Genomic DNA, 25864 nt, shown 5'->3' on the forward strand with positions numbered 1-25864 from the left:
TTGATCATCATTTTGTGATCATTGTTTCAGCTTTTTTTCACGTTTCGCAATGGACATGGCCCATCCAATCAATATCGGTTGTCCGATTAATCTCATCCATAACAAGGCTTGTTCTGTGCTCTCTTGCCCTGGAAATGGAATCCCTTCTCTCGCAGCAAAAAGGTTCGCAGGGAAAATGAGCACCAGATAGACAGCGATCATTTTTGCTGCCACAATCCTTACGTTTGGAAGAAGCAGTAATACGGCCAGCAGCCATTCCAAGCATGCGGTGGCATAAATGATGCCATAGGGAAATGGCCATCCAGACATCATGCGGGCAAAGCCGCTTGGCTCTATCACATGAAAAACACCGGCTGCTATGAATAAAAGCGCGAAAGCGTATGTACTTCCTATATGTAGGATGCGCTTCATGTTCGTTTCCTCCTCCCTCCTTCTCAAGTATTACCCGAATGAAGGAGGAAACTATCCACTTTTCGTACATTTATATTCTTTATGTAAGACGCATCAGCTAAGGTAAAGGTTTCATCCGCTTTTCAATAAAAAAGAAGATTCTTTCATACAAACGCTTTCAAAGCATGTATAATCAGAGAAAAGCAGAAGGAGGGAATGTGATGATTCGATTTGCTGTCATCGGAACGAATTGGATTACAGATCGATTCTTACAGGCTGGTGAAGGAGTGGCGGATTTTACATGTACGGCCGTCTATTCTCGGTCTGCTGAAAAAGGACAGGCATTTGCAGACAAGTATGGCATTGATACCGTCTTTACTAATTTACAGCAAATGGCGGCAAGTGATGCGTTTGATGCTGTGTATATCGCAAGTCCAAACGCCCTTCACAAAGAGCAAGCGATGCTGATGATGGCGCATCAAAAACATGTATTATGTGAAAAACCATTGGCCTCTCACCGGAAAGAGGCTGAAGAAATGATTGCTGCTGCGAAAAAATATCAGGTGTGCTTAATGGAAGCGATGAAGACCACATTTCTGCCGAATTTTCTTCAAATCAAACAGCATCTTGATCAACTAGGCCCCATTCGGCAAGTGATCGCTCATTACTGTAAATATTCCTCAAGATACGATGCCTACCGAAACGGTGAGATTCCAAATGCTTTTAAGCCGGAATTATCCAATGGCTCCTTAATGGACATCGGCGTGTATCTTGTCTTTCCCATCATTTATTTATTCGGGCTGCCACATCAAATCACCGCGAGAGGCTATACACTTTCTTCTGGAGTTGATGGGAGCGGTTCATTACTTTTACAATATGAAGGGCATCAAGCACTGCTTTTTCATTCAAAAATCTCAACGTCTCATGTATCTGCTGAAATTCAAGGGGAGGATGCCACAATGGTGATTGATCAATTTCACCGTCCTTCTCGTATCACCATCCATGATCGAAATGGAAAGCAAACCGATATTTCTATCAAAGATGATCAACCTGCTATGTATTATGAAATCGATCACTTCATTCAATGCATCAAGCAAAAAAAGGGACAGTCGCCAGTCAATACATTTGCCTTATCCGTTCAAACCATGTCCGTCATGGACGAGGCGAGAAGACAAATGGGCATTATCTATCCAGCCGACAGACAAATGTAATGAGGCATTGAATGAACAAAGGGCGTTTTACAGCCCTTTGTTTGTTCGTGTGAATCTAGTTTGCCGCTAATACATCGGCAAATGCTTTCACATATGGCGGAAGGTCCGGCGGGCGTCTGCTTGATACAATATGACCATCTGTCACAACGGCTTCATCAAACCATTCCGCTCCAGCATTCGTCATATCATCTTTAATACCAGGTGTACTCGTCACTTTTTTACCTTTCAGGATACCAGCTGAAATGAGCACCCATCCGGCATGACAGATTTGTCCGATCGGTTTGCCCTTTGCATCAAACGTACGAACGATGTCTAATACTTCTGGATATCGGCGCAGTTTATCCGGTGCCCATCCCCCAGGAACGAGAACCGCATCATAATCATCTGCTTGAATGGAATAGAAGTCTACATCTGATACAGCTGGCACTCCGTACTTCCCGATATATTCATGATCTGCTTTTTCGCCTACGAGATGGACAGTTGCCCCCTCTTCTCTTAATCGCAAAACGGGATACCATAGCTCTAAATCTTCAAAATCATCACTGACTAACGCAATGACCTTCTTATTTGATAAACGCATAACATCTCTCCTTTTCTTCGGATTTCCTCTATTGTACGAGATCATCTCTTAAAAAGAAAAGCGGTTCCCCTTGAGGAGAACCACTTTCCATTATTCACTGATCTTGAATTTTTTAATTAAGTCACGCAATTCTTCCGCCATTTGGGAAAGCGTCGTCGAAGAAGAACTAATCTCTTCCATTGATGCCAGCTGTTCTTCTGCTGATGCCGCGATATCTTGAATACTTGCTGAACTCTCTCTCGATACATCTGCAATTTCATTCACTGCTTTAGAAATTTGCTCAGATCCTTTTGAAAGCTCACGAACTGTCGTATTCATTTCATTGATTCTTGTCGCAATTTCTGCCGTTTGCTGATTGATTTGTGAGAAGCTTTCTTTTGTTTGGTCTGTAATTGATAGGCCATTTTTTACTTCTTCATTCACAGATTTGAACATATTTTGAGACGTTTCTATTTCAGAGACAATTTCTTTGACGAGTTTTTCAATCTCTTTTGCAGAATCTGATGATTGAACCGCCAGCTTACGGACTTCTTCTGCTACAACCGAGAAGCCTCTGCCTGACTCACCCGCACGTGCTGCTTCAATGGCTGCATTCAGAGCCAGTAAATTCGTTTGATCTGCTATACCGTTAATGACACCTAAAATGTTGGTGATATCTTTTGATTTATGCTCTAATCCGTTAATCACACTTTCAGCTTCTTTCACTGAATGATCAATCGTTTTCATTTGGCCAACTGTCTGTTCAACAAGCTGTCCGCCTGTTTCTGCGACTGTTTTTGATTGAACCGATGATTCTGTAATGACATCAGATGTTTGTGCAACTTCATTTAGCCCTTCGTTCATTTGTTTCAAGTGGGCTGCACTTTGTTCCACCATTTCACTTTGATTTTCGTTTCCGTTCGAGAATGTTTCAATGGATGATGTAATGTGTTCGGTTGCTTTTGTCGTTTGACCTGCACTTGCCGTCAATTCTTCCGACGATGACGCCACGTTTTCAACAGATGTCTGTACAGCTTGGATGACGTCTCTGAGTGACTCACTCATTTCATTAAAACTTGTACCGAGCTGACCAATTTCATCCTTTGATTTAACATCAATTTTTTCTGTTAAATCTCCTTCGCTAATCTTCTTAGAAGAGGAGACAAGCATGGAAAGTGGTTTTGTAATAGAACGGATGATAAAGAAGATGAGAATACCGCCAATGATGAGCGCACCAGCTAATATAATAGCCGCCATGTTGAAGACTGGCTGCGCCGCTTCTTCTACTTCATTGACAAACATTGTACCGGCAATTTTCCAACCAGTCGCTTTGTTTGTTGTGAACTCCATTTGCTTTTCTTTTCCTTCAAACATATAACTCATTGAACCTTTGTCTTGTGTATAAAGCTTGTCTACCCAATCACCTGTTAATTTTGTTCCTGCTTTTTTCGTTGGGTGTGCCACGTATGTTCGATATGGGCTGCCGATAAAAGCATGACCTTCTTTACCAATATTGATACTATTAGACTCTTTTACTAGATTCGCAATGTCCAGGTTCATGGCAATAACACCAGAACCATCCTCTAGTTTTTTAGAAATCGTCACAACAAGCGTACCAGTTGATGCGGTTGGATATGGAGCGGAAACAGACAGCTCACCGTTTTTCGCCCAGCCATCTTTGTACCAATCCCGCTCAGTTGCGACATAATCAGCAGGCATTTTTTGATTAGGATATCTTGAGAACACTTTTCCATCACTTGAAGCAACAAAGATGCCTTCTGTGTCATCATTCATGCTCATGAACTGCTCAAAGCGTCCTTGAATATCAGTCGTTCCTTTTTGCCCCAGCTTTTTCTCCGTAATCCATTTGCTAAAGAAATCGGCTGCGTCTGTTTTTACTTTTACAACCTTCGTAATGTTTTTGTCCAGCTGTTCTACATTTTCCTTTGCACTTTGCATGATTTGATCATTTAAAGAGGTGCTCGCCGTATGATATGAAGAGAATGCCAATACGATAATTGGGCATAAAAGAATAAATAAGAAAGAGAAAACGAGCTTTTTTGATATCGATGGTTTTTTGAAATACTGTATGAAATTCATAAAAAAGAAAACTCCTTTTAGTAAGATAGTATATATATCGGAAGTACTACTAGGTTCTTTACTTTTTTAACTTATTAAAGTCTAGATAAGTCCAAAATACCCAAATTATGTGCAAATAACGGAAAAACCCCTGACGTCAAAACGTCAGGGGTTCTACTATGACTCTTATATTTTAAATTGTTTGATGAGCTCTCTCAGTTCTTCTGCCATTTGAGATAAAGTGGCGGAAGATGAGCTGATCTCTTCCATTGATGCCAGCTGTTCTTCTGCTGAAGCCGCAATATCTTGGAAACCTGCGGAACTTTCACGTGAAAGCTCTTTGATTTGATTGACTGCTTGTGAAATATCGTTTGAGCCATGAGAAAGTTCTTGGGCTGATCCGTTCATTTGTTTCATTTGTTCTGTCATTTCTGATGTCTTATGGGTGATTTTCTCAAAACTCACTTTCGTTTCATCTGTAATGTTTAATCCAGATTGAACTTCACCTGCTACTTGTCTAAACATCTTCTGCGACTTTTCAATTTCATCTACAATTTCGTTCGTTAGGCTTTCAATTTCTTTTGAAGAGCTGCCTGATTGCTCTGCCAGCTTGCGGACTTCTTCTGCGACCACAGAGAAGCCTCTTCCTGCCTCACCTGCACGCGCGGCTTCTATCGCTGCATTTAAAGCGAGGAGGTTCGTCTGATCTGCAATGCCGTTGATGACTCCAAGAATGCTTGTAATGTCCTTAGATTTCTGTTCTAGCCCTGCAATCACAAGCTCTGCTTCTTTCACTGCTTGTTCAATCGTTTGCATTTGACCTGCTGTTTTTTGAACGAGCTCTCCACCAGCCTGAGCGGTTTTGCTAGACTCGATAGATGATTCCATCATGTGAGAAGTCGTGTTGACCATATGTGATAAGCTGCGATCCATGTCATTTAGCTGGACAGAGCTTTTTTCAATCATCTCATTTTGATGTTCATTGCTGTTTGAGAACTGTTCAATAGATGAGGTAATATGCTCAGTCGCTTGGGCTGTCTGTCCTGCACTAGCCGTTAATTCTTCAGATGAAGCAGCAACATTTTCAATTGAATTCTGGACGGCTTGAATGACTTGTTTCAGCTTTGCTGACATATCGTTAAAACTCTGTGCAAGCTTGCCGATTTCATCATGTGTGCGCACCTCAATATGCTGGGTGAGATCCCCCTGACTGATTTTCTCAGCCGATTCAGAGAGCTCTATGAGTGGTTTTCGGATCGATTTAATAATAAAATAAATCGCGATTCCACCGATGACAATCGCAGCAGCTAGGATGATCATGGTTAAGTCAAGCACTGGCTGTGCGGCTTCTTTCACTTCGTTAACATACATGGTGCCTGCGAGCTTCCAGCCTGTCGCTTCATTTGTGTCATAAAACATTTGCTTCGGCTGTCCATTGAATTCATATTCGAAACTGCCTTTTTTATTGTGATACATTTTTTCGATGAAATCGCCTGTCAGTTTCGTCCCGGCCTTTTCCGTTTTATGAGCAATGTAACGTTGGTCTGAGGTAGCGACAAACGCATAACCTTCTTGACCAATTTTGATGCTGTTTGTATCTTTCACAATTGTGTTCAATCGTACATTTATGCCGATAACACCAGAACCATCTGCTAACTGTTCTGATATTGTGATGAGCAGGTCATCTGATGATTTGTCTGTAAAAGGATCTGAAATGATGAGTTTGTCATCTCCCATTGATTGTTGAAACCATGGTTCATTTTTTGCGCTTTTGGTACTGCCTTTATGAATCTCGGAATATTCAGTTAGTTTACCATTCTGATCTGCAACAAATACTTCTACGACATCGTCGTCTGTTTCCGATAGTTGCTCTAATTTCACCTTAAGTAAATCCTTATTTTTAGAGGCCAGTTCCTTTTTTTTCACCGATTTAGATAAATATGAAACAATATCAATTTTAGGCTGTACATCTTTATTGATCAGTTCATTTAATTGATTCACACCATTTGCAGCGCTAGACATAATCTCATCATTGAGAGACTTAGACGCCACTTCATAGGAAAATGCGGCCAACACAAGAATGGGCACTAGGAGAATCGCTAAGAATGCAGTAATTAATTTCTTTGACATCGTAAAGTGCTTAAAAAAGTTGATTTTTTTCATGACTCTACTCCTTTTGATTTATGATTTGGGATCATCCCCCTCTATTCTTAGGTAATACGGATTATTTTTCAAGGTGTAATGTTCAAAAAACCACTAAAATAAGCATATTTACCTATTTCTTTCGATTTATTCACTTCAAAAAAAGAACCCCAAAAAGCTGGAGGTTCTTTTCATTTGGTTTATTCGACTTTAAATTTGCTAATCAAATCACGTAATTCTTCTGCCATTGAAGAAAGGGTGGCAGAGGATGAGCTGATCTCTTCCATTGATGCCAGCTGTTCTTCTGCTGAAGCCGCAATGTCTTGAATATTGGCGGAGCTTTCACGGGATACGTCTGCAATCTCACGGACAGCCTCAGAAACATGTGCAGATCCTTTTGACAACTGGACAACTGTTCGATTCATTGTTTGGAGCTGATCTGAGATTTCTTTGGTCATGTCGAAAATATTGTGGAAGCTGACTTTCGTTTGTTCAGTAAAGCTTAAGCCTGATTGAACTTCTTGATTTACTGCTGTGAATACTTCTTGTGATACATCAATATCTTGAACGATTTCTTTGATTAAGTTTTCAATTTCTTTCGCTGAGTTGGCAGATTGAACAGCAAGTTTTCTTACTTCTTCTGCTACAACGGAGAAACCTCGACCAGATTCTCCAGCTCTTGCTGCCTCAATTGCTGCATTCAGCGCAAGTAAATTCGTTTGATCTGCGATGCCATTAATGACACCAAGAATCTGGGTAATATCTTTTGATTTGCTTTCTAGCGCACTGATGACATTCTCTGCTTTTTTCACTGATTGATCAATCACGTTCATTTGAGAAGCGGTTTTTTCTACTAGCTGTCCGCCTTCTCCTGCAATCTCTGTTGATTTGATGGATGAAGCGGTAATCGATTCGGCCGATTCATTCATGTGCTGAAGGCCTCTGTTCATTTCTTCTAACTCTTCTGAGCTTGATTCCACTTTATCATTCTGGCTTTCGTTACCAGTAGAGAATTGTTCAATGGCTAATGTAATATGCTCTGTTGCTTTACTTGTTTGTCCTGCGCTTGCGGTCAGTTCTTCTGATGAAGAAGCGACATTTTCAACGGAGGTTTGGACGGCACCAATGAGGGATCTTAATGAGTCAATCATCGTATTAAAGCCTTTACCAACTTGTCCTATTTCATCATCTGATTGAATCTGAAGTTTATCACGTAAATCACCATCGCTGACCTTTTTCGAGAAACGGGCCAGATTGGATAATCTACTTGAAATAGAGCGGACAATAAAGAAGATGAGGGTTCCTGCTACGATCAGTGTCACACTGAACACAATAATGGCTGTATTAAAAACGGGTTTAGCTGCATCCTCTACTTCTGATACGAGCATCGTACCACCGATTTTCCAGCCGGTTAGTTCATTGGTGACATAAGCTACCTTTTTATCTGTTCCATTGAGTGTATAGCTGCCGTTTCCTTGTTTGTTTTTAAAAATAATGTTCGCCAAATTCTCATTGACTTTGCTTCCTGGCTTTTGGGTTGGATCTGCTAACACAGTTTTATCCTTCTCCATGATGAAAGCATATCCTTTTTGACCTATTTTGATTTCTTTTAGCTTTTGAATGAGGCTGTCAATTTCCATATCAAGACCAATCACCCCTGAGCCGTCTTTCGTTTTTTGGGCAATGGTGATGACCATTTTACCTGTAGATGCTGCGACATATGGCTTCGTGATGACTTGTTTACCATCAGCACTCATGGCCTCTTGATACCATGGACGCTCTCGCGGGTCATAGCCTTCAGGCATTTTTTGAACTGGGTATTGCATGAACAAACCCTTTTCTGAACCTGCATAAATGGCTGAGACATCTTTTTCATTAATTTTTCCATATTGCTGCAATTCTTTAATGGTGGCTTTTCTATTTTTTTCTTGAAGATTAGCCGCTTTGAGATCATCTGTAAACAGAGTCACAGCCTCTGCCTTGTTCCCAATATTCTCATCGATTAAGGTATCAAATGCATTGACCTGACTCATCGCACTGCCCATAATCTGTTTGTCTAACTCTGTCTTTGATGTGAAAAACGCACTAATGGTCAGTGCAACAGTTGGCAGTATAAGGACTACCAAAAAGGCAATAACTAATTTTTTAGAAATGGATGGTTTTTTGAACCATTGGATCATTTTTCCCATTTTCTCTTTCCCCCTTTACTTCTCTAAAGTTATTATCGGATGAAAGGTTTATTTTTAGAGGGCTGGAAATGACGTTTAAAAATAAAAAAAATACCCAGACAATTCTGGATATTTTTTCATCGTTTTTTAATCAATTTTAAATTGACTTGTCAGCTCTTTTAGTTCCTCAGCCATATTGGCAAGTGTGACAGAAGAGGACGAAATTTCTTCCATAGATGCCAATTGTTCTTCAGCAGATGCCGCAATATCTTGAATGTTCGCCGCACTTTCTCTTGAAACTTGACGCATCTCTTGCATGGCTTGTGATACAAGTTTTGACCCGCTTGATAGGTCAACCGCTGTATCATTTAATTGAGTGAGCTTTTTCGACATACCTTCTGCCGCTTCATAGATGTTTTGGAAGCTTTCTTTTGCTTCTTCTGTCATCCCAAGTCCTGCATTTACTTCTCGGTTGACAGCTTTGAACATCTCTTGAGATTTGGAAATTTCCAACACAATTTCTTGGATCAGCTTTTCAATTTCTTTCGCTGAATCTGCGGATTGGACTGCTAGTTTTCTGACTTCCTCTGCTACGACAGAGAAACCGCGCCCTGATTCACCTGCTCTTGCTGCTTCTATGGCTGCATTGAGTGCAAGTAAATTCGTTTGATCTGCGATGCCATTAATGACATTTAAAATGCTCGTAATATCTTTAGATTTGTATTCTAATTCTTTCATGACTTGTTCGGCTTCTTGTACAGATGTATCGATATGTTTCATTTGATTCGCTGTGCTTTCAACGATACGTCCGCCTTGTCCAGCCGCTTCTGTCGATTGTATGGAGACAGCAGTCACTTCTGATGAAGTTTGTGACATACCTTGTAACCCTTCATTCATTGCGACAAGCTGATTCGTACTAGATTCGACTTTCTCATTTTGCGCTTCATTTCCATTTGAGAATTGTTCAATCGACATTGTGATATGCTCTGTCGCTTGACTCGTTTGGCTGGCACTTGCGGTCAGCTCTTCTGAAGCTGAAGCTACATTGTCGACAGACTGCTGAACCGCTCGAATGACTTCACGCAAAGATTCACTCATCTTGCTAAAGCTTCTTGTAAGATCTCCTATTTCATCCTTCGATTTGGTTTCAAGGGTTTCTGTTAAATCCCCTTCACTCACCTTTTCTGAGAAGTTAACAAGCTTTCGAAGTCCAATTGTGATGGAGCGAACGATAAAGAAGATCGCAATACCGCCAAGGATAAAAGAAGAAATTAAAAGAATAATGGCAGAATTCCAAACTGGCTGTGCTGCTTCTTCTGTTTCTGATACAAACATCGTTCCAGCAATTTTCCAACCTGTTAAATCATTTGTTACAAAAACGAGGCGTTTTTGCTCTCCTTTATTCTCATAAGTTGATGTTCCTTCTTTGCCGCTGTAAAGGATTGATGAAATGTTCCCTGTAACTGCTGAGCCTGATTTTTCTTCTGGATGAGCTACAATTTGTTTATTTCTATTTGCAATAATTGGATATCCTTCTCGTCCAATTTTAATGTCTTTGATTTTATCGACAATGTCTTGAACTTCAATGTCGATACCTATGACTCCAGACCCGTCTTTCAAGCGCTGGGCAATTGTGACAACCATGCCGTTTGTTGTGGCAGAGACGTATGGATTGGTGACCACAGGTTCACCTTTTTCGTCCTGCATTGCCGCTTTATACCAGTCACGAGTTGTTGGGTCATAGTCCTTTGGCATGTCCACTTTAGGATACTGAATAAAATCACGATTTTTACTTGCTGCATAAAAACCAACCACATCATCTTCATTGATTTTGCTGTATATTTCAAAATGCTCATACAGTTCGTCCTGGTTTTTCTTTTTAAAGTCTGCAGCACTGGATGTTTCGGTAAACAGTTTGACTGCGTTCTCCTTATTCAAAAGCTTTTGCTCAATCATGTCATTCAGCTCATTGACTCTTGCGTTTGCTCCGTACATGATTTCATGATCTAATTCTTCTTTGGCAATCTGATATGAAATCGTACTGAGTGTAATGATAGGCAAGACGAGAACAAGTGTGAATGAAATAATCAGCCTTTTAGAAATCGATGGTTTTTTCAACCATTTTATGATACTTTTCATGTTTTTCCTCCTTTTAAACGTTATGTTTTATATCGGACAGCTTCATATTATTTTCATGTTTTTCAAATAAAAAGGATGACTTTTTGTTTATTTTCACAAATTGATTCCTTGCCCAAGCATCCCGCATACGCTAATACAAAAGGGGGCGCTTTTCATATGATTATCCTTTCAGGACAGCCAGTGACAAATGAGCAGCTGGCATCGTTTCAGCTAGAAGGACAAAAGCGGATCATTTTGATGCAGTTACAAGCCTCAAATGATACGTTCCGTTATAGGCAGGCATCTGATTTGTTATTTGAAGTGACTCTAAGATCGAATATCATGAATGCAGCAAGAGATTTGAACAAGAGCGGTGCCTCATTTGCTATCTTTCAAAGGTCCCGTGCGAATGACGCCTATTGGCGTGTATCAGAGGCCGGAGCGTTAGAACTGCGCTATCAAGTCGAGCCATCTACAGGGATTAAAGACATCTTTGAAAATGGCTCAAAATATGCCTTTGAATGTGCCACAGCGATTGTCATTGTGTTTTATATGGGAGTCTTGCAAACGGTAGGAGACGAGAAGTTCAATCGAAGACTTAGAAGTTTAACACTGTATGACTGGCACTATGATACATTGTCCATTTATACAGAGCGCGGAAATGATTTTATTTATGGGGATTGCCTATATTTCGAGAATCCAGAGTTTAGCTATCAACAGTCTCAATGGCGCGGAGAAAATGTGATTTACCTAGGGGAGGATCAATATTATGGGCATGGGCTTGGGATCTTAACAGCTGCAGAGATTATCGATAAATTAAATGCCAGAAGACGGCCAGGGGCGGTTCAGTCCGCTTATTTACTGCCGCAGACTACTAGGATGGATGTTATTTATCTCAGGCAAATGTTTGGCAGCTAAAAAAGGCCTCTTGTCTATAGGTTATGACAAGGGGCCTTTGTATGCCTTGCGTTTGCGGTAATCATGGAGCGTGCCAAGCATTGCGTTTGCTAGGATTTCCATTTCTTCTAGGTCGTTTCTTGTGACTGGAGGGTCGTGCTGATTCCATTTCACATAACGAACGAAATAGTAATGACGAATGGGGGTAAGGACGGCAGGGGAGTGTGGAAAATCATCAAATAGAAATTCAATTTGTCCTTTTTTCCGATATGAATGTTTTAAGATTTCCATCCTGTCACACCACCCATCATCAAATTATATCTGCGTAAGTTCATGCATGATCTCATCAACGGTTAAAATGGAATGAATACGGCCAACCCCCTGACCTGCCCAAAGAGCCATTTGTTCTGGGTTTCCTGCAGCAGCTGCCGCTTTTCGCATCGGTGTTGTCCATACGTGCTGTATAGGATAGGGAAGAACCCGGTCTTCATTTCGTCTTTCTTCCTCCATCCACTGATTGACAATACCTCTGGCTTTTTTTCCAGAGAAAAGCCGTGTCATCGCTGTTTCACTGCCTTCTGCCTGTAACAGCGCCTTTTTGTACACATCTGCCGCACCACTTTCTTGACTCGCTAAAAATCGTGTCCCTATTTGAACCGAATCTGCTCCAAGTGCTAGTGCTGCTTTCATAGTGGTCCTGTCTGTGATACCTCCAGCGGCAATCAATGGGATATGACAGACAGACCTGACATCACTGATCAGGCAGAAAAGTCCCTGCAGAGCATCTCCCTTTGAAGGTAAAAAGGTGCCTCGGTGCCCTCCTGCTTCGCTTCCTTGCAGAACAATGGCATCCATTCCTTTTTCTTCTAAAAGCAGTGCTTCTTTTTTTGTTGTAGCTGTTCCGATGAGAAAGATCCCCTTTTGTTTCAGGTGATGAATTGTTTGTTCGTTTGGACAGGCAAATGTAAACGACACAGCTGGGACTTCTTCTTCTTGAAGAATGTTGATTTTTTGTTCATAGTCCTTCCATAATTCTTCTTCGCTAGGGATTATCTGTGCTTCTGGTATGACAGGCAGCCGATCTGTCCAAAATGATACATCTTCTGTTTTCGTTTCTGAAATGGGTTCAGGGACAAACACATTCACTTGAAATGGACGAGATGTCAGCTGTTTGACCTGTCTGATTTGCTGCCTCATCTTTTCAGGCTGTACATAACCACTTGCTAAGCTGCCGAGACCCCCATATTGTGAAACAGCGGCGACAAGCTGCGGCGTCACCGCTCCTCCTGCCATTGGTGCTTGAATGATGCCATGTTCAATTTGAAGTAACGCTGTGAATTCTCCCATCTTCTCCCCCGCCCTTACTCGTTAGATGACACCTGTACATAAAAGTGACGATGTCTCGGTCCGTCAAACTCACAAAAATAGATTCCCTGCCACGTTCCAAGCACAAGATCACCATGATGGACAAGAACGTGCTGAGATGCTCCCATATAACTAGCTTTCATATGCGCTGCTGTATTGCCTTCCATATGACGATCTTTTGAATGTTCCCACGGAAAGACTTCGTCAAGCCGGCGCAGCATATCTCGTTTGACGTCTGGGTCGACATTTTCATTAATGGTGATTCCAGCCGTCGTATGTGGACAATAGACCATAACCGTTCCGTTTTGAATCCCAGTTTCCCGGACATATTGCTGAACTTCATGGGTAATGTCTATCATGTCATCGTGTTTGTCTGTTTGTACGTTGATTTTTTTCATTTCACTGGCTCCTTTTGATCATGTCTATAAAACCATACCCTTTTTATGTGAAACCAATCACTGCCGGTTGGCAGAAACAAATCTTCTTACCTAAAGTTTACCAAGCAAAAAAACCTCGTCAATAGCTCCGAGGTTTTTAGGAAAAGTGAACCTTTTTTACTTCTATGGTTCGAATATGATGATCTTCTGCATCGACAATTTTAAATTCACAGCCTTCTGCTTCAATGATATCTCCAATGTCAAAATCAATTTTATGCGTCATCATCCAGCCTGCAATTGTATCAACATCATCATTTTCAATCGCTAAATCCAATAAATCATTTACTTCATCGATCAAGGCTTTCCCATCCATGACATAGTGGAAGTCACCTTTTTTCACAATATGCGGGGTTTCATCTTGATCATATTCATCTCGAATTTCGCCAACAATTTCTTCTAATATGTCTTCAACTGTGACGAGACCTGCTGTTCCGCCGTATTCATCTACAAGCACCGACATATGAATCCGTTCCTTTTGCATCAAAATCAACAGTTCTTGAATCGGTGTACTTTCAATGACACGAATGACAGGGCGCATTAAGTCTTCAATGGACACCTCTTGATTGAGAAAACTTGCTTTAAATACGTCTTTGCTATTGATCACACCAATGACATGATCTTTGTCTTCTTTAATGACAGGATAACGTGTATACCTTTCGTTCAGCATATAATGAGTCACGTCTTCCAGGCTCTGTTCAATTTCAATGGCAGAGATTTCTGTGCGCGGGATCATGATTTCTCTCGCCACTCGGTTATCAAATTCAAATATTTTATTGACATATTTGTATTCAGATTGGTTGATCTCGCCCTTTTCGTAGCTTTCAGACAGGATGAGACGCAATTCTTCCTCACTGATCGCCACTTCATGTTCTTTGACAGAATGAAAACCAAATAATTTCACAATGCCTCGTGCAGCCCCATTTAATGCTTTAATAAACGGGTACATGACTTTATAGAAAAAAATAAGAGGTTTTGCCGTCACAAGACTGACGGCTTCTGCCTTTTGAATGGCAATCGTTTTGGGAGCAAGTTCCCCAACGACAACATGCAAAAACGTAATGATCACAAAGGCAATGATAAACGATATGATGTCTGTCAAAGCGGAATGAAGCCCTGCCTTTTCAAAAAGCGGATGCAGGAAATGTTCCACTGTCGGCTCCCCTAACCACCCTAAGCCTAATGCCGTGATGGTAATGCCAAGCTGACAGGCAGATAAATATTCATCAAGGTTGGTTGTCAGTTTCTGAACATGAATGGCTCTCTTATCACCGCTTTCAATCAGCTGATTGATTTTTGAGCCTCTAATTTTCACAATCGCAAATTCAGTGACAACAAAAAATGCTGTCGCAGCAATGAGTAATAGGACTAAAAATACGTTTAAAATATACAAAAAAACCCTTACCTAACACGGGTAAGGGCTCACCTCCTCTGGCGTCAATTAATCATTACGGCCATTTAGGAAGATCATTACAAAACGGAGCAATTCAAACAGGGAGACAAGGGCCGCTGCTACGTACGTAAGAGCTGCGGCATTTAACACCTTGTTCACGCCTCTTTCTTCACTGCTTCTAATGATTCCTTCTGAAACAATGATATTCTTTGCACGAGAACTTGCGTTAAACTCAACAGGCAATGTCACTAGCTGAAAGAACACAGCAGCTGAGAACAGAACGATCCCAAGCCCGATTAAGTTAAGGCTGCCGAGCAATAATCCACCTAGGAAAAGAAGCGGGGCAACACCAGATGCAAAGTTCACGACAGGGAAGATCTTATGTCTCAAGACAAGCGCACCATAGGATTCCTGATGCTGCAAGGCATGTCCAACCTCGTGTGATGCGACTGAAATGGCCGAAATGGAATGGCCATAATACACTGGTTCAGATAAACGAACCACACGCTGCGTCGGGTCGTAATGATCAGTCAAAGTTCCTCTTACCGGTTCAACGGGTACATCGTATAACCCGTTGCGATCTAAAATATATCGAGCGGTTTCAGCACCTGTTTTCATACTGGCAGCTTCAACCTTTGAATACTTTTCAAAATTATTCTTTACTTTAAATTGTGCCCAAAAAGACAATCCCAATGCGGCAAATGTTAAAAAATAAAAAAACAGCATGCTCATCAGCTTCCTTTTTATTTTATATATTTATTTACAATTTTAATGACTTTTATGTAACGTGTACAGCAAAAAGCACTAGGTCTTTTTAAGGGGAATCACTATACCAATGAAAAAGAAGAACATTCCGATGCATGCTGTATAAAATGTCACCGTTCCATATAGGTCTTGAAAAAAACGAAGCCACGAGAAATCATTCATAAAATGGTTCACCGCATTTAAATCAAACACGAGTAAAATCACCGCAGATGATAAAAAGTGTGCGCCGATAAAAAGAAGTACGGTCTTTTGAACAAACGACATTCGCATTCCCTCCTTCTTCTCTCTTATTTTAAGATATGGGTTCTGTTTCAATACATGACGATGATGAAAAATTGTTTCCTAATCGGGCATACTGACATTAGCAGTCTCCCTGAAAGGACGAGTTCGATGAAATCAAACCGTATCTTCATTGCCTGGCTAAGATGGCCTCTTTATGTTCGCATTGCGATCATCATCTGTTTCTTGCTTCTCTTTTTTGGACAATTAATCGTCATACTTGAACCAAAGCAGTATCATACGATCTTTGATGGGATCTGGTGGGCTCTCATTACAGTCGCGACGGTAGGCTATGGTGATTTTGTGCCGCAAACCATGCCCGGACAAATCGCAGGTATGGCGCTGATTCTGATCGGGGCAAGCTTTGTCACGGCTTATTTTGCCACACTCGCTGCCGCTGTGTTCAGTAAGCAGCACCATTATGTAGAAGGAAAGGTCGCTTTTAAGGGGAAAGGACATGTCATTATCGTTGGCTGGAATGAGAAAACGAACAAACTGCTTCAATCGTTTCAAACCATTGATCCCGCCATGCCGATTGTACTCATTGATGATTCCTTAAAGGAAGGACCTCTTTTAGAGAATGTCCATTTTATTAAAGGCCATGGTACAGAGGATGCCACACTTCGCAGAGCAAATATTATGAGTGCTGATACATTGATGATTACCGCCGACCAGCATGAAAATGAAGTGACGGCTGATATGCAGAGTGTCTTAACCTTGCTTGCGGCAAAAGGATTAAATCCTTCGTTATATTGTTTAATTGAAATTTTAACCGATCGCTATGTGAAAAATGCTGAGCGGGCTGGAGCCAATCAAGTCATCCATACTTCTGATGCCGTGAATCATTTAATGGTGGAGCATTTTCTTTTAAAAGAACAGCTCATGGCGTTAAAAATCAAAAGAAACATGACCCTCCATAAACAGATCACTATCATTCCAGTACCAGCTTCATTAGCTGGAGAGACATTCTTAACGGCACTTCATCACTTTTTAGAGCATCATGTGATCATTGTAGGCGTACAAAAAAAAGAAGGACCCATGATGAATCCTCCTTTTGGATATGAGCTTCATCCAGAGGATGAGCTGATCAGCTTTTAAAGCAGTGCATCTTCTAATTCTTTGACGAGTGAAAAGCCAATTTCAGCGTAAGCCTTTGACACATCCCCGTCTTTCTCTTTCGGTTCTTGGAATTGGTTAAAAGATGCCCCTACATTTCCAACCATCGCATGGTCATCTAATTTATCTTGATAGACATGCTTTAAGAGAAATGGATGTCCCATTTTCACCACAACGCCTGGCTGATCCAGCTGTCCTTTCTCGGCTGTAAACGGAACTCTGAGAAAGGTATAGCCGTCACGGTTGTCAATTTTATAATCAAAATATCCATGATCATAATCCCAATTCCCATTAATGACATATCCGAGCGGCTTCATGTTTTCTTCTAAATGGTACAGTGAAAAGCTTTCACCAGTCAGCCTAGATGGTACATGAATCATACAGAACCCTCCTTTTTGTATAGGGTTCGTTAAAGAGAGGAATTCATACATTTGCCTTTCGTGATTTGCACATTGTTTGTAAAAGCAGCATCAAATAAGCTTTGGCTGGATGATGCATTTGTCTCGTTCACACTGCCCGCTCCTGATGTTTCTTTCGTAGCACTCATTGGACAAATCCGCCCAACATTCCCAAAGTTAACGATGGCCTGCCCGGAAATGTCATGGATATAAATATGATTTGTTCTCATCGCTTCATCAACCTCCTCCATTGATTATTCTATGTACAGAGCTTAGGGAGGCTTGCACTGACACCATGAGAACATAAAAAAAGGCACACCTTATGCAAAGATGTGCCTTAGCGTGTAGACAAACCCTCGCATTCGTTGTCAGTCCTGCGCACTGGTGCTCACGAATGTCAAATTCGCTCCGCTCCAGTGCTCGTCCTTCCTAGACTTCAAAGGTTTTCTATCACGCTAAAAAGAAGACAAAGGGCTAAAATACAGTTCATTTTAGCCCTTTGTCAACAAATCTGAGGCTCACCTTATGCAAAGATGTGCCTTTTATTCTTATGATTGTTTGAGACGGCTCTCAAGTTCTGCCTTTTTCTCTTCGAAGCCCGGTTTTCCTAATAAAGCAAACATGTTCACTTTATACGCTTCTACTCCAGGCTGGTCGAATGGATTGACGCCTAGTAAATACCCAGACATCGCACATGCTTTTTCAAAGAAGTACACGAGATATCCGAATGTATAAGCATCCATTTCAGGAATTGTCACAATCAGGTTCGGTACTTTTCCATCCGTATGAGCAAGCATTGTGCCTTCAAATGCTTTTTTATTGACGAAATCAACCGTTTTTCCTGCAAGATAGTTTAACCCATCAAGGTCTTGTTCTTCTGCTTCGATGACAAGTTCATGTCGTGGCTTGTCTACATTCACGATGGTTTCAAACAAGTCTCTTCTTCCTTCTTGTACATATTGACCAAGTGAATGAAGATCCGTTGAGAAGTTCGCAGATGAAGGATAGATTCCTTTTTCATCTTTCCCTTCACTTTCGCCGAATAACTGCTTCCACCACTCCGCAAAGTACTGTAAGCCTGGCTCATAGTTAATCAGCATTTCAATTGTCCGTCCTTTATTGTAAAGAACATTACGGACAACCGCATATTGGTAAGCCGCATTTTCTGAGAGCTCAGATGAAGCGAAGTCTTCACTTGCTTTCGCAGCACCTTCCATCATTTGATCAATGTCTGCACCGCTTACAGCGATTGGCAATAGACCAACTGCTGTTAAAACGGAATAGCGTCCTCCAACGTCATCAGGAATGATAAATGATTCATAGCCTTCTTCAGTTGCTAATGTTTTGAGTGCCCCGCGTGCCTTGTCAGTTGTCGCATAGATGCGTTTTTTCGCTTCTTCAGCACCATATTTTTCGATAAGGAGCTTTTTAAAGATACGGAACGCAATGGCTGGCTCTGTTGTTGTACCAGATTTTGAAATCACGTTAATGGAGAAATCGGCATCTTCTAGCAGATCCATTACATCTGTTAAATAAGAAGAACTGATGTTGTTTCCAATAAAGATGATTTGCGGTGTTTTGCGTTTGCCTTTTGGCAAACTATTATAGAAAGAATGGTTTAAAAACTCAATGGCCGCACGTGCGCCAAGATAAGAACCACCAATTCCAACAACGAGTAATACATCAGAATCAGATTTAATCTTTTCTGCACTTTTTTTAATGCGGGCAAATTCTTCGCGATCATATTGCTTCGGTAAGTCAACCCAGCCTAAATAATCACTGCCAGTACCCGTTTGTTCATGAATATTATGATGGGCCACCTTCACAAAATCTTTTAAATATGTAAGCTCATGTTCTTGAAAGAAAGGTAACGCTTTCGAGTAGTCAAATTGAATATGTGTCATCGCTTGTAAGCCCTCCATTACGTTAGTTCTGTCCCTTTCACTTTAGCGGAACTAGCTATTGAAATCAAGTGATCGTCATTGATGCAGCAAAAAGCCGCTCCTCATGAAGAGAAGCGGCCATCCAAATTATAAAGAAGCTTTCAAAATCGCTAAAATGTCATCACGGCCAAGTTTCATAAAGTTACCAAAACCACCATATTCCATTTCTTTTGCTGCGATGTCAGCAATTTTGTCCAGTTGATCTTCACCAATATCATAATCCGCTAAACGGCTCGGTGCACCGAGGCTTGTCCAGAAGGCTGACAGCTTGTCGATTCCTTCTAATGCGATGTCACGATCCGATTTTCCTTCTGTCTCAATGTCAAACATGTTCAACATGAGGTTTTTAAAACGTTCGACATTATGATCAAGTGTATGACGCATCCAGTTTGGGAAGAGGATCGCAAGTCCACCTGCATGCGGAATGTCATAGACTGCTGATACTGCATGCTCAATCGTATGTGATGCCCAGTCGCCAAAATAGCCCATTTGCAGCGTGCCATTTAAAGCAATTGTTCCTGCATAAAGGATGGTTTCACGGTGCTCATAGTTTTGTAAGTCTTCAAGTAGCTTTGGCGCTGTCTCGATGACTGTTTGAAGAACAGCAAAACACATCCGATCTTGTAGAGGCGTGTTTTTGACGTTATGGAAGTATTGTTCAAATACATGGCTCATCATATCAACCATGCCATACACCGTTTGATTCTCTGGCACAGAATATGTGTGCTCAGGATCTAAAATTGAAAAAGCAGGGTGCGTGACTGAACTGCCCCACACGTACTTTTCATTTGTTTCCCAGTTCGTGATCACAGAATCCGGGTTCATTTCTGAGCCTGTCGCTGCAAGTGTCAATACTGTGCCAAATGGCAGTGCTTTTTGAGCGGTTGTTTTCTTTGAAATAATATCCCAAACATTCCCGTCATATTCAGCTCCAGCTGCAATGGCTTTTGTACAGTCGATGACACTTCCCCCACCAACTGCTAATAAGAAATCAATGTTCTCATTTTGGCAAATGTCGATCCCTTTTTGCACTGTAGTGAGACGAGGGTTCGGTTCAACTCCTGACAGTTCAAATACGTCAGCCTCTGCTTCATTTAAAGCGCTGATGACCTTATCATAAAGACCATTTTTCTTAATACTGCCTCCACCATATACAAGAAGCACTCGCTTTCCATAACGAGCGAGTTCGCTTTTTAGTCCGTCTAGTTGTCCTTTTCCAAACATCAATTTCGTTGGATTATAGTAAATAAAGTTTTCCATCTGTTCTACATCTCCTTAAAACATTTATATCCAAAAACATGAAAGACTACTGTAACATATGTACATGCAGAACTCAAAAAAGATAACTGCTTAAAAGCAGCTATCTTTTCCATGTTCGATTATAAAGAAGCGTTTAAAATAGCTAGAACATCTTCTTTGTTCAGCTTTTTAAATTGGCCAAATTCACCACGTGCCATTGCACGGTCTGCAATCAGATCAATTTTCTCATCGTTGATGTCATAGTCAGCTAAACGATTTGGTGCGCCTAGACTTGTCCAGAAAGCAGAAAGTTTTTCAATTCCTTCTAAGCCAACTTCTTCGTCTGTTTTGCCCGCAGGGTCTACATCGAATACACGCACTGCTAATTGCTTGAAGCGACCTGGGTTTTCTTGAATGACATGCTTCATCCAGTTCGGGAACAAGATCGCAAGACCGCCTGCATGCGGGATGTCATACACAGCGGATACCGCATGCTCAATATTGTGAGATGCCCAGTCTCCGCGTGCGCCCATTGAAAGCATTCCATTTAGTGCAATGGTGCCTGTGAATAAAATCGTTTCACGAAGCTCATAGTTTTCCAAATCATTGATCAGCTTCGGTGCTGTTTCAATGACCGTACGAAGAAGTCCTTCACACATACGATCTTGGTAAGGCGTATTCTCCGTGTGATGGAAATATTGTTCAAACACGTGAGACATCATGTCGACCATGCCATAAATCGTATGGTTTTTTGGCACAGTAAATGTATTGACTGGGTCAAGAATAGAGAATTTAGGGAAGACAGCTGGACTGCCCCATCCGTATTTCTCATTTGTTTCCCAGTTTGTGATGACGGAGCCAGAGTTCATTTCAGAACCTGTCGCGGCAAGTGTTAATACTGTACCAAATGGGATGGCTTCCATTGGGACATGCTTACGAGTGACGATATCCCAAGCATCTCCATCGTATTTCGCACCAGCTGCGATCGCTTTTGTTGCGTCAATGACGCTACCGCCGCCGACTGCCAAAATAAAATCAATTTGGTTCTCTTTGCAAAGCTCAACCCCTTTTCTAACCGTTGTTAAGCGCGGGTTGGGCTCAACACCAGCAAGCTCAGTAATTGCAGCTCCTGATTCTTTTAAGATGCTGACAACTTGGTCATAAAGGCCATTTCGTTTAATGCTGCCTCCACCATATACAAGCAATACGTTTTTTCCGTAGTGTTTTAGTTCATCTGAAAGGGCTGATACTTCTCCCTTTCCAAAAATTAATTTCGTTGGGTTCCAATAAGTAAATCGATCCATGTGATCTCCTCCTCGCGCTACATTATGCGCTTCTTTCATTCCAAAAGTAAAGTAATTTGCTTTCATCCATTTTCTTACGCATAGTTTGGCTAAAAATCTGCAAAATATAAATGTATTGATACTGTAGCGAAAGGAGGAATCACGATGAGTGCTATTCAGCGTATTGCCCTCGTGCTCACGATTATCGGTGCTATTAACTGGGGACTAATCGGCTTTTTTCAATTTGACTTAGTAGCAGCGATCTTTGGCGGTCAAGGTGCTGCATTATCACGTATTATTTATGGTCTTGTTGGAATTGCAGGTCTTGTCAATCTTGGTCTGTTGTTCAAACCTAGTGAAGAAGCTGTCCGCCGTGACGAGCCAAATCCAGAGGTCCGCTAATGAAAAAGACATAAAAAAAAGACTGCCTATGAGGCAGCCTAAGGCACCGTTTGAAGCGGTGCTTTTTTTATTTCTTGATAAGGTCTTTACGGTTAGATTGCTCAATCCACTCTTCAAGTTTATCTTTCAGTGTATTGAAACCTTGTGGTGCAGCAGCTTCTTCTTTCGCTTGCTGTGGTCTTTGTTTCTTTGGTTTGCTTTCTTTTCTTTCTGGTGCATCTTGTGTCGCACGGATAGAAAGGCTAATTTTACCAGCATTTTCATCAACAGAAAGAACTTTTACTTGTACTTCGTCACCAATTGAAAGATGCTCGTTGATGTCTTTTACAAAGCCATGTGTTACTTCAGAAATATGCACAAGTCCTTGAGTTTCTTCATCTAATGCAACAAACGCACCATACGCTTGTAATCCTGTTACTTTACCAGTGTAAACACTGCCTACTTCAAACTTTGTCGCCATGATAACAACTCCTAAATAAATGTTTTAATATTCGTTTATACGCAATTAAAAACTATATCACAGAACGCTCTTTTACGCAAAATATTTTTTAATTGGGTTTAGATCAGTTTAAAAGGGGGAATACCTGAAAACAAGAATGCTTTCTAGTATTCCCCCCTAATTTGAGAGGCATGAGTCCAGATGGATTGATGCCTTTTTTTATTTTAAGATAGCAGGTGCTTCTTCTTTCACTTGTCTATTCTGTAAAAAACGCTGGATTCTTGAAAGTGATTCTTGCAAGTGATCGAGTGACGACGCATATGAACAACGAATATGTCCTTCACCACTTGGACCGAATACATTTCCAGGGACAACCGCTACTTTCTCGCTAAGCAGCAGCTCCTCAGCAAATTGTTCTGAAGTCATGCCTGTGCTTTTAATGGACGGGAAAGCGTAAAACGCTCCGTTTGGCTGGTGGCAAGTGAGTCCAAGTTCATTGAGAGAGCCGACAAACAAATTACGGCGCCTTCTGTAGCTTTTCTTCATTTTCTCCACATCTTCAAGTCCATTTTTTAATGCTTCTTCTGCGGCATATTGTGCCATAGCTGGTGCACACATCATAGAATATTGATGTATTTTCAGCATGGCATCACGGAGGACTGGCGGTGCTGCCACATATCCTAAGCGCCACCCCGTCATAGCGAACCCTTTGGAAAAGCCTGAAATCAAAATCGTTCTTTCCTTCATATCTTGAATCGCCGCCACACTCGTAAAAGCTTCATCGTACGTCAGCTCTGCATAAATCTCATCCGTGATAATTAAAAGATCATGCTCCTTTGCAAACTGAGCAATATCTTCAAGCTCTTCTTTCGAGTAAACAGACCCTGTTGGGTTTGATGGAGAGCATAGCAAGATGGCTTTTGTTTTCGGCGTCAGCTTCGTACGAAGATCAGCAGAATCGGCTTTAAAATCTTTTTCAGCCGATGTACTTAAATAAACCGGTACACCGCCCGCAAGTGTCGTAAGAGCCCCATATGCGACGAAACAAGGCTCTGGGATGATTACTTCGTCCCCGTTGTTTAAAATGGCGCGAAAGGCCAAATCAAGCGCCTGGCTACCGCCAACGGTAATAATGAGTTCTTCTTCAGGACTGTACTCAATGTGAAACCGCTTATATAAATAATGACTCAATTCTTTTCGCAAAGAGAGCAGCCCAGCATTTGCTGTATAAGAGGTCAGTCCTTGCTCTAAAGACATAATACTGGCTTCTCTCACATTCCAAGCTGTCACGAAATCCGGTTCGCCGACCCCGAGGGAGATAACCCCTTCCATTGTGGCTGCCAAATCAAAGAATTTCCGAATACCTGACGGCTGAATGCTTTGTATCGTTTCAGATAAATAAGACTTTTTCATTTAAGGAGACACCACGATTCTTTTGTCATCGTCCCCTGTTTCAAAGACTTTCCCATCATGCTTATATCTTTTCAAAATAAAGTGGGTAGTGGTTGAAACAACAGAATCAAGTGTCGATAATTTTTCAGATACGAAGCGGGCGATATCAGACATGGATCTTCCTCTGATCACAACAGATAAATCATACACGCCTGACATTAAATACACGGACTCCACTTCTTGGAACCTGTAAATGCGTTCAGCAATTTCATCAAAACCGACGCCTCTTTTTGGGGTCACTTTCACATCAATCATCGCTGTAACGCCTTCGTGTCCGTCTACTTTTCGCCAGTCAATCATGGTCGAATAATCAATAATGACTTTTTGATCTTCCAGCTTTTGAATAATGGCTTCTGCTTCTTCTGATGTCACACCTGCCATTTTTGCAATTGTATTTAAATCGGCGCGGCTGTTTTCATCTAAAATCTCTAATATTTCAGTTTCTTTTTCGGTTAGTTTCATTGATTTCACACCTCTGATTGTAAAAAGCTAGTTTTAAAAAATCTTCTGAACATTATAGCACGTTTTTCCCATTATGCTAAGCAGGGAAAAGATTCTAATCGTAGCTTAAAATCCACTTTTTAGGGTACAATACAGTCACCTAACAGAGAGTGAGTATCAAATATCGGAGTTGATGAGTGTGGACATTGTACAGCCATCCTATATGAAAAGTAAATTCGGTTTAGATATCTATTACGAACACTATCCAAATGAAGGTAAGAAGACATTGATTTTGATTCACGGCCTTTTCTCATCTACCTTCAGCTATCGAAAGCTCATCCCGCTTCTGAAACAAGACTTCAATTTAATTGCGATTGATCTGCCTCCATTCGGGCAGTCCGAAAAATCGAATACGTTCATTTACAGCTATCGCAACATGGCAAAAATCATCATTGAACTAGCTGGTTATTTGCAGATTCAGCATGCGATCCTCGTGGGGCATTCCATGGGAGGACAAATTGCTTTATATGCTGCCTCTGAGCGTCCCGACCTATTTGAAAAAGCCGTTCTTTTATGCAGTTCAGGGTATATGAATAAGTCCAAAAAGTCGCTTGTTTACAGCACTTATATTCCTTATTTTTATCTCTATTTAAAAAGAAAGTTGTTCAAGCAAGGTATTATGAAAAATTTAACCGCTGTTGTGCATGATCATTCGATTATTGATCAAGAAATGGTGGACGGATATTTAAAGCCTTTTTCAGATGACCAAATTTTCAGAGGTATTTTTCGTTTGATTCGGCACAGGGAAGGTGATTTAGCGTCAGATGTCTTAAAGAAAATGGAGACACCTGTCCTGCTAATTTGGGGGGAGGAAGACCGGATCGTTCCTATTCAAATTGGCGAAAGACTGCACAAAGATCTGCCGCATTCAACCTTTCACGCATTAAAAAAAACCGGGCACCTCATCCCTGAGGAAAATCCGGTCTTTGTGTCTGATCAAATTGGTCATTTCAGCCTGTCTTAAAACGAGCAGGAGCTACCTTCTCTTATGACAAAAAGCTGATTTGCGATATGCTGACAGCTTTCCATCGGAAGAAGCTGATCAAATGAGTGATGGTAAATGGCTTGAATGTCTTTCGCGAAAGATAACGGGTCTTCTGCGTCGTATAAGGCACTGATGACGTCAGCAGGCTCCGTTTCGTAAAAGTCCTCTCCATACTGAAAAGGGTCCCATGCCTTAATGATTTGAATCATCTCTTCTACAGCTTGACTATCTTTCATGGGGATCACCGCTTATAATAAATTTTATGATGTTTATTTTAGCACAACCAAGAGTGGTTGAAAAACGGCT

At 41.2% G+C, this 25864-nt stretch carries 26 protein-coding genes and 4 pseudogenes; 5 read left to right on the forward strand and 25 right to left on the reverse strand.

The window, feature by feature from the left end; translation table 11 throughout:
* Positions 1-18: 18 nt before the first annotated feature.
* Positions 19-411 carry a DoxX family protein gene (locus M2353_RS14795; RefSeq protein ID WP_008344160.1) on the reverse strand — a complete coding sequence of 131 codons (393 nt, stop codon included), beginning with the start codon at positions 409-411 and terminating at the stop codon, positions 19-21.
* Between the two features lie 200 nt (positions 412-611).
* On the opposite strand from M2353_RS14795, the gene M2353_RS14800 reads away from it, so the two are divergent.
* A complete protein-coding gene (locus M2353_RS14800; RefSeq protein ID WP_217816362.1) occupies positions 612-1601 on the forward strand; it encodes a Gfo/Idh/MocA family protein in 990 nt (329 codons plus the stop codon).
* A gap of 55 nt (positions 1602-1656) precedes the next feature.
* On the opposite strand, the gene M2353_RS14805 is transcribed toward M2353_RS14800, so the two are convergent.
* From M2353_RS14805 to M2353_RS20295, 9 genes and pseudogenes are all read right to left on the reverse strand, one after another.
* Entirely contained in the window at positions 1657-2181 is a 525-nt protein-coding gene (locus M2353_RS14805; RefSeq protein WP_284725645.1) for a type 1 glutamine amidotransferase domain-containing protein, read from the reverse strand.
* A 90-nt stretch (positions 2182-2271) separates the two neighbouring features.
* Positions 2272-3225 (reverse strand): methyl-accepting chemotaxis protein, encoded by a 954-nt coding sequence (locus M2353_RS20260; RefSeq protein WP_370529237.1) that lies wholly within the window; start codon positions 3223-3225, stop codon positions 2272-2274.
* A pseudogene (locus M2353_RS20265) lies at positions 3217-4260 on the reverse strand (HAMP domain-containing protein); the annotation flags it as partial. The pseudogene M2353_RS20265 and the gene M2353_RS20260, both read right to left, overlap by 9 nt.
* 165 nt (positions 4261-4425) lie before the next feature.
* Positions 4426-5373, reverse strand: a complete 948-nt coding sequence (locus M2353_RS20270) for a methyl-accepting chemotaxis protein (RefSeq protein WP_370539194.1) — start codon at positions 5371-5373, stop codon at positions 4426-4428.
* Positions 5365-6402, reverse strand: a pseudogene (locus tag M2353_RS20275) (HAMP domain-containing protein); the annotation flags it as partial. The gene M2353_RS20270 and the pseudogene M2353_RS20275, both read right to left, overlap by 9 nt.
* A gap of 179 nt (positions 6403-6581) precedes the next feature.
* Positions 6582-7532, reverse strand: coding sequence for a methyl-accepting chemotaxis protein (locus M2353_RS20280; RefSeq protein WP_370529239.1), 951 nt, complete (start codon positions 7530-7532; stop codon positions 6582-6584).
* Positions 7527-8570: pseudogene (locus M2353_RS20285) on the reverse strand (HAMP domain-containing protein); the annotation flags it as partial. The pseudogene M2353_RS20285 and the gene M2353_RS20280, both read right to left, overlap by 6 nt.
* A 126-nt stretch (positions 8571-8696) precedes the next feature.
* On the reverse strand, positions 8697-9647 hold the full coding sequence (locus M2353_RS20290) for a methyl-accepting chemotaxis protein (RefSeq protein ID WP_370529240.1): 951 nt from the start codon (positions 9645-9647) through the stop codon (positions 8697-8699).
* Positions 9639-10688: pseudogene (locus tag M2353_RS20295) on the reverse strand (cache domain-containing protein); the annotation flags it as partial. The pseudogene M2353_RS20295 and the gene M2353_RS20290, both read right to left, overlap by 9 nt.
* A 156-nt stretch (positions 10689-10844) precedes the next feature.
* Here M2353_RS20295 and M2353_RS14830 point away from each other — a divergent pair.
* The gene (locus M2353_RS14830; protein ID WP_008345763.1) at positions 10845-11585 is read left to right on the forward strand and encodes a protein-glutamine gamma-glutamyltransferase; all 741 of its coding nucleotides are present in this window, start codon (positions 10845-10847) and stop codon (positions 11583-11585) included.
* A 21-nt stretch (positions 11586-11606) separates the two neighbouring features.
* On the opposite strand, the gene M2353_RS14835 is transcribed toward M2353_RS14830, so the two are convergent.
* The 6 genes from M2353_RS14835 to M2353_RS14860 all read right to left on the reverse strand — a co-directional run bounded on the left by M2353_RS14835 (position 11607) and on the right by M2353_RS14860 (position 15785).
* A complete protein-coding gene (locus M2353_RS14835; RefSeq protein WP_041091815.1) occupies positions 11607-11855 on the reverse strand; it encodes a hypothetical protein in 249 nt (82 codons plus the stop codon).
* Between the two features lie 24 nt (positions 11856-11879).
* Positions 11880-12911 carry an NAD(P)H-dependent flavin oxidoreductase gene (locus M2353_RS14840; protein ID WP_284725649.1) on the reverse strand — a complete coding sequence of 344 codons (1032 nt, stop codon included), beginning with the start codon at positions 12909-12911 and terminating at the stop codon, positions 11880-11882.
* A 14-nt stretch (positions 12912-12925) separates the two neighbouring features.
* On the reverse strand, positions 12926-13327 hold the full coding sequence (locus M2353_RS14845; protein ID WP_284725650.1) for a secondary thiamine-phosphate synthase enzyme YjbQ: 402 nt from the start codon (positions 13325-13327) through the stop codon (positions 12926-12928).
* 136 nt (positions 13328-13463) lie between these two features.
* Positions 13464-14756, reverse strand: coding sequence for a hemolysin family protein (locus tag M2353_RS14850; protein WP_024719710.1), 1293 nt, complete (start codon positions 14754-14756; stop codon positions 13464-13466).
* A 48-nt stretch (positions 14757-14804) separates the two neighbouring features.
* Positions 14805-15479 carry a zinc metallopeptidase gene (locus M2353_RS14855; protein WP_024719711.1) on the reverse strand — a complete coding sequence of 225 codons (675 nt, stop codon included), beginning with the start codon at positions 15477-15479 and terminating at the stop codon, positions 14805-14807.
* An 81-nt stretch (positions 15480-15560) separates the two neighbouring features.
* The gene (locus M2353_RS14860; protein ID WP_249855614.1) at positions 15561-15785 is read right to left on the reverse strand and encodes a YuzI family membrane protein; all 225 of its coding nucleotides are present in this window, start codon (positions 15783-15785) and stop codon (positions 15561-15563) included.
* A 126-nt stretch (positions 15786-15911) separates the two neighbouring features.
* Here M2353_RS14860 and M2353_RS14865 point away from each other — a divergent pair, with 126 nt between their 5' ends.
* Positions 15912-16898, forward strand: coding sequence for a potassium channel family protein (locus M2353_RS14865; protein WP_041507696.1), 987 nt, complete (start codon positions 15912-15914; stop codon positions 16896-16898).
* Here M2353_RS14865 and M2353_RS14870 read toward each other — a convergent pair.
* From M2353_RS14870 to M2353_RS14890, 5 genes are all read right to left on the reverse strand, one after another.
* On the reverse strand, positions 16895-17296 hold the full coding sequence (locus M2353_RS14870) for a YugN-like family protein (protein ID WP_008345780.1): 402 nt from the start codon (positions 17294-17296) through the stop codon (positions 16895-16897). The genes M2353_RS14865 and M2353_RS14870 overlap by 4 nt on opposite strands.
* Positions 17297-17325: 29 nt before the next feature.
* Entirely contained in the window at positions 17326-17544 is a 219-nt protein-coding gene (locus M2353_RS14875; RefSeq protein ID WP_024719714.1) for a spore germination protein, read from the reverse strand.
* 318 nt (positions 17545-17862) lie between these two features.
* Complete coding sequence (locus M2353_RS14880) at positions 17863-19218, reverse strand: glucose-6-phosphate isomerase (protein WP_024719715.1); 1356 nt, start codon at positions 19216-19218, stop codon at positions 17863-17865.
* A 126-nt stretch (positions 19219-19344) separates the two neighbouring features.
* Positions 19345-20517 carry an iron-containing alcohol dehydrogenase gene (locus tag M2353_RS14885; RefSeq protein WP_008345787.1) on the reverse strand — a complete coding sequence of 391 codons (1173 nt, stop codon included), beginning with the start codon at positions 20515-20517 and terminating at the stop codon, positions 19345-19347.
* A 119-nt stretch (positions 20518-20636) separates the two neighbouring features.
* Positions 20637-21800, reverse strand: coding sequence for an iron-containing alcohol dehydrogenase (locus tag M2353_RS14890; RefSeq protein WP_017358962.1), 1164 nt, complete (start codon positions 21798-21800; stop codon positions 20637-20639).
* Between the two features lie 144 nt (positions 21801-21944).
* Between M2353_RS14890 and M2353_RS14895 the strand changes: the two genes are divergently transcribed.
* On the forward strand, positions 21945-22181 hold the full coding sequence (locus M2353_RS14895) for a DUF378 domain-containing protein (RefSeq protein ID WP_008345792.1): 237 nt from the start codon (positions 21945-21947) through the stop codon (positions 22179-22181).
* A gap of 67 nt (positions 22182-22248) precedes the next feature.
* Here M2353_RS14895 and yugI read toward each other — a convergent pair whose 3' ends face one another.
* The 3 genes from yugI to M2353_RS14910 all read right to left on the reverse strand — a co-directional run bounded on the left by yugI (position 22249) and on the right by M2353_RS14910 (position 24534).
* Positions 22249-22641 carry a S1 domain-containing post-transcriptional regulator GSP13 gene (yugI, locus tag M2353_RS14900; RefSeq protein WP_024719717.1) on the reverse strand — a complete coding sequence of 131 codons (393 nt, stop codon included), beginning with the start codon at positions 22639-22641 and terminating at the stop codon, positions 22249-22251.
* A 198-nt stretch (positions 22642-22839) separates the two neighbouring features.
* On the reverse strand, positions 22840-24033 hold the full coding sequence (locus M2353_RS14905) for an aminotransferase (RefSeq protein WP_284725651.1): 1194 nt from the start codon (positions 24031-24033) through the stop codon (positions 22840-22842).
* Positions 24034-24534, reverse strand: a complete 501-nt coding sequence (locus M2353_RS14910) for an Lrp/AsnC family transcriptional regulator (protein ID WP_007500517.1) — start codon at positions 24532-24534, stop codon at positions 24034-24036.
* Between the two features lie 178 nt (positions 24535-24712).
* Between M2353_RS14910 and M2353_RS14915 the strand changes: the two genes are divergently transcribed.
* A complete protein-coding gene (locus tag M2353_RS14915; RefSeq protein ID WP_017358960.1) occupies positions 24713-25537 on the forward strand; it encodes an alpha/beta fold hydrolase in 825 nt (274 codons plus the stop codon).
* Here M2353_RS14915 and M2353_RS14920 read toward each other — a convergent pair.
* Positions 25534-25794 (reverse strand): YugE family protein, encoded by a 261-nt coding sequence (locus M2353_RS14920; RefSeq protein WP_045034535.1) that lies wholly within the window; start codon positions 25792-25794, stop codon positions 25534-25536. The two genes, M2353_RS14915 and M2353_RS14920, sit on opposite strands and share 4 nt — an antisense overlap.
* Between the last annotated feature and the right edge of the window lie 70 nt (positions 25795-25864).

The sequence above is a fragment of the Bacillus aerius genome (genome assembly GCF_029894105.1).
Lineage (GTDB): Bacteria > Bacillota > Bacilli > Bacillales > Bacillaceae > Bacillus > Bacillus altitudinis.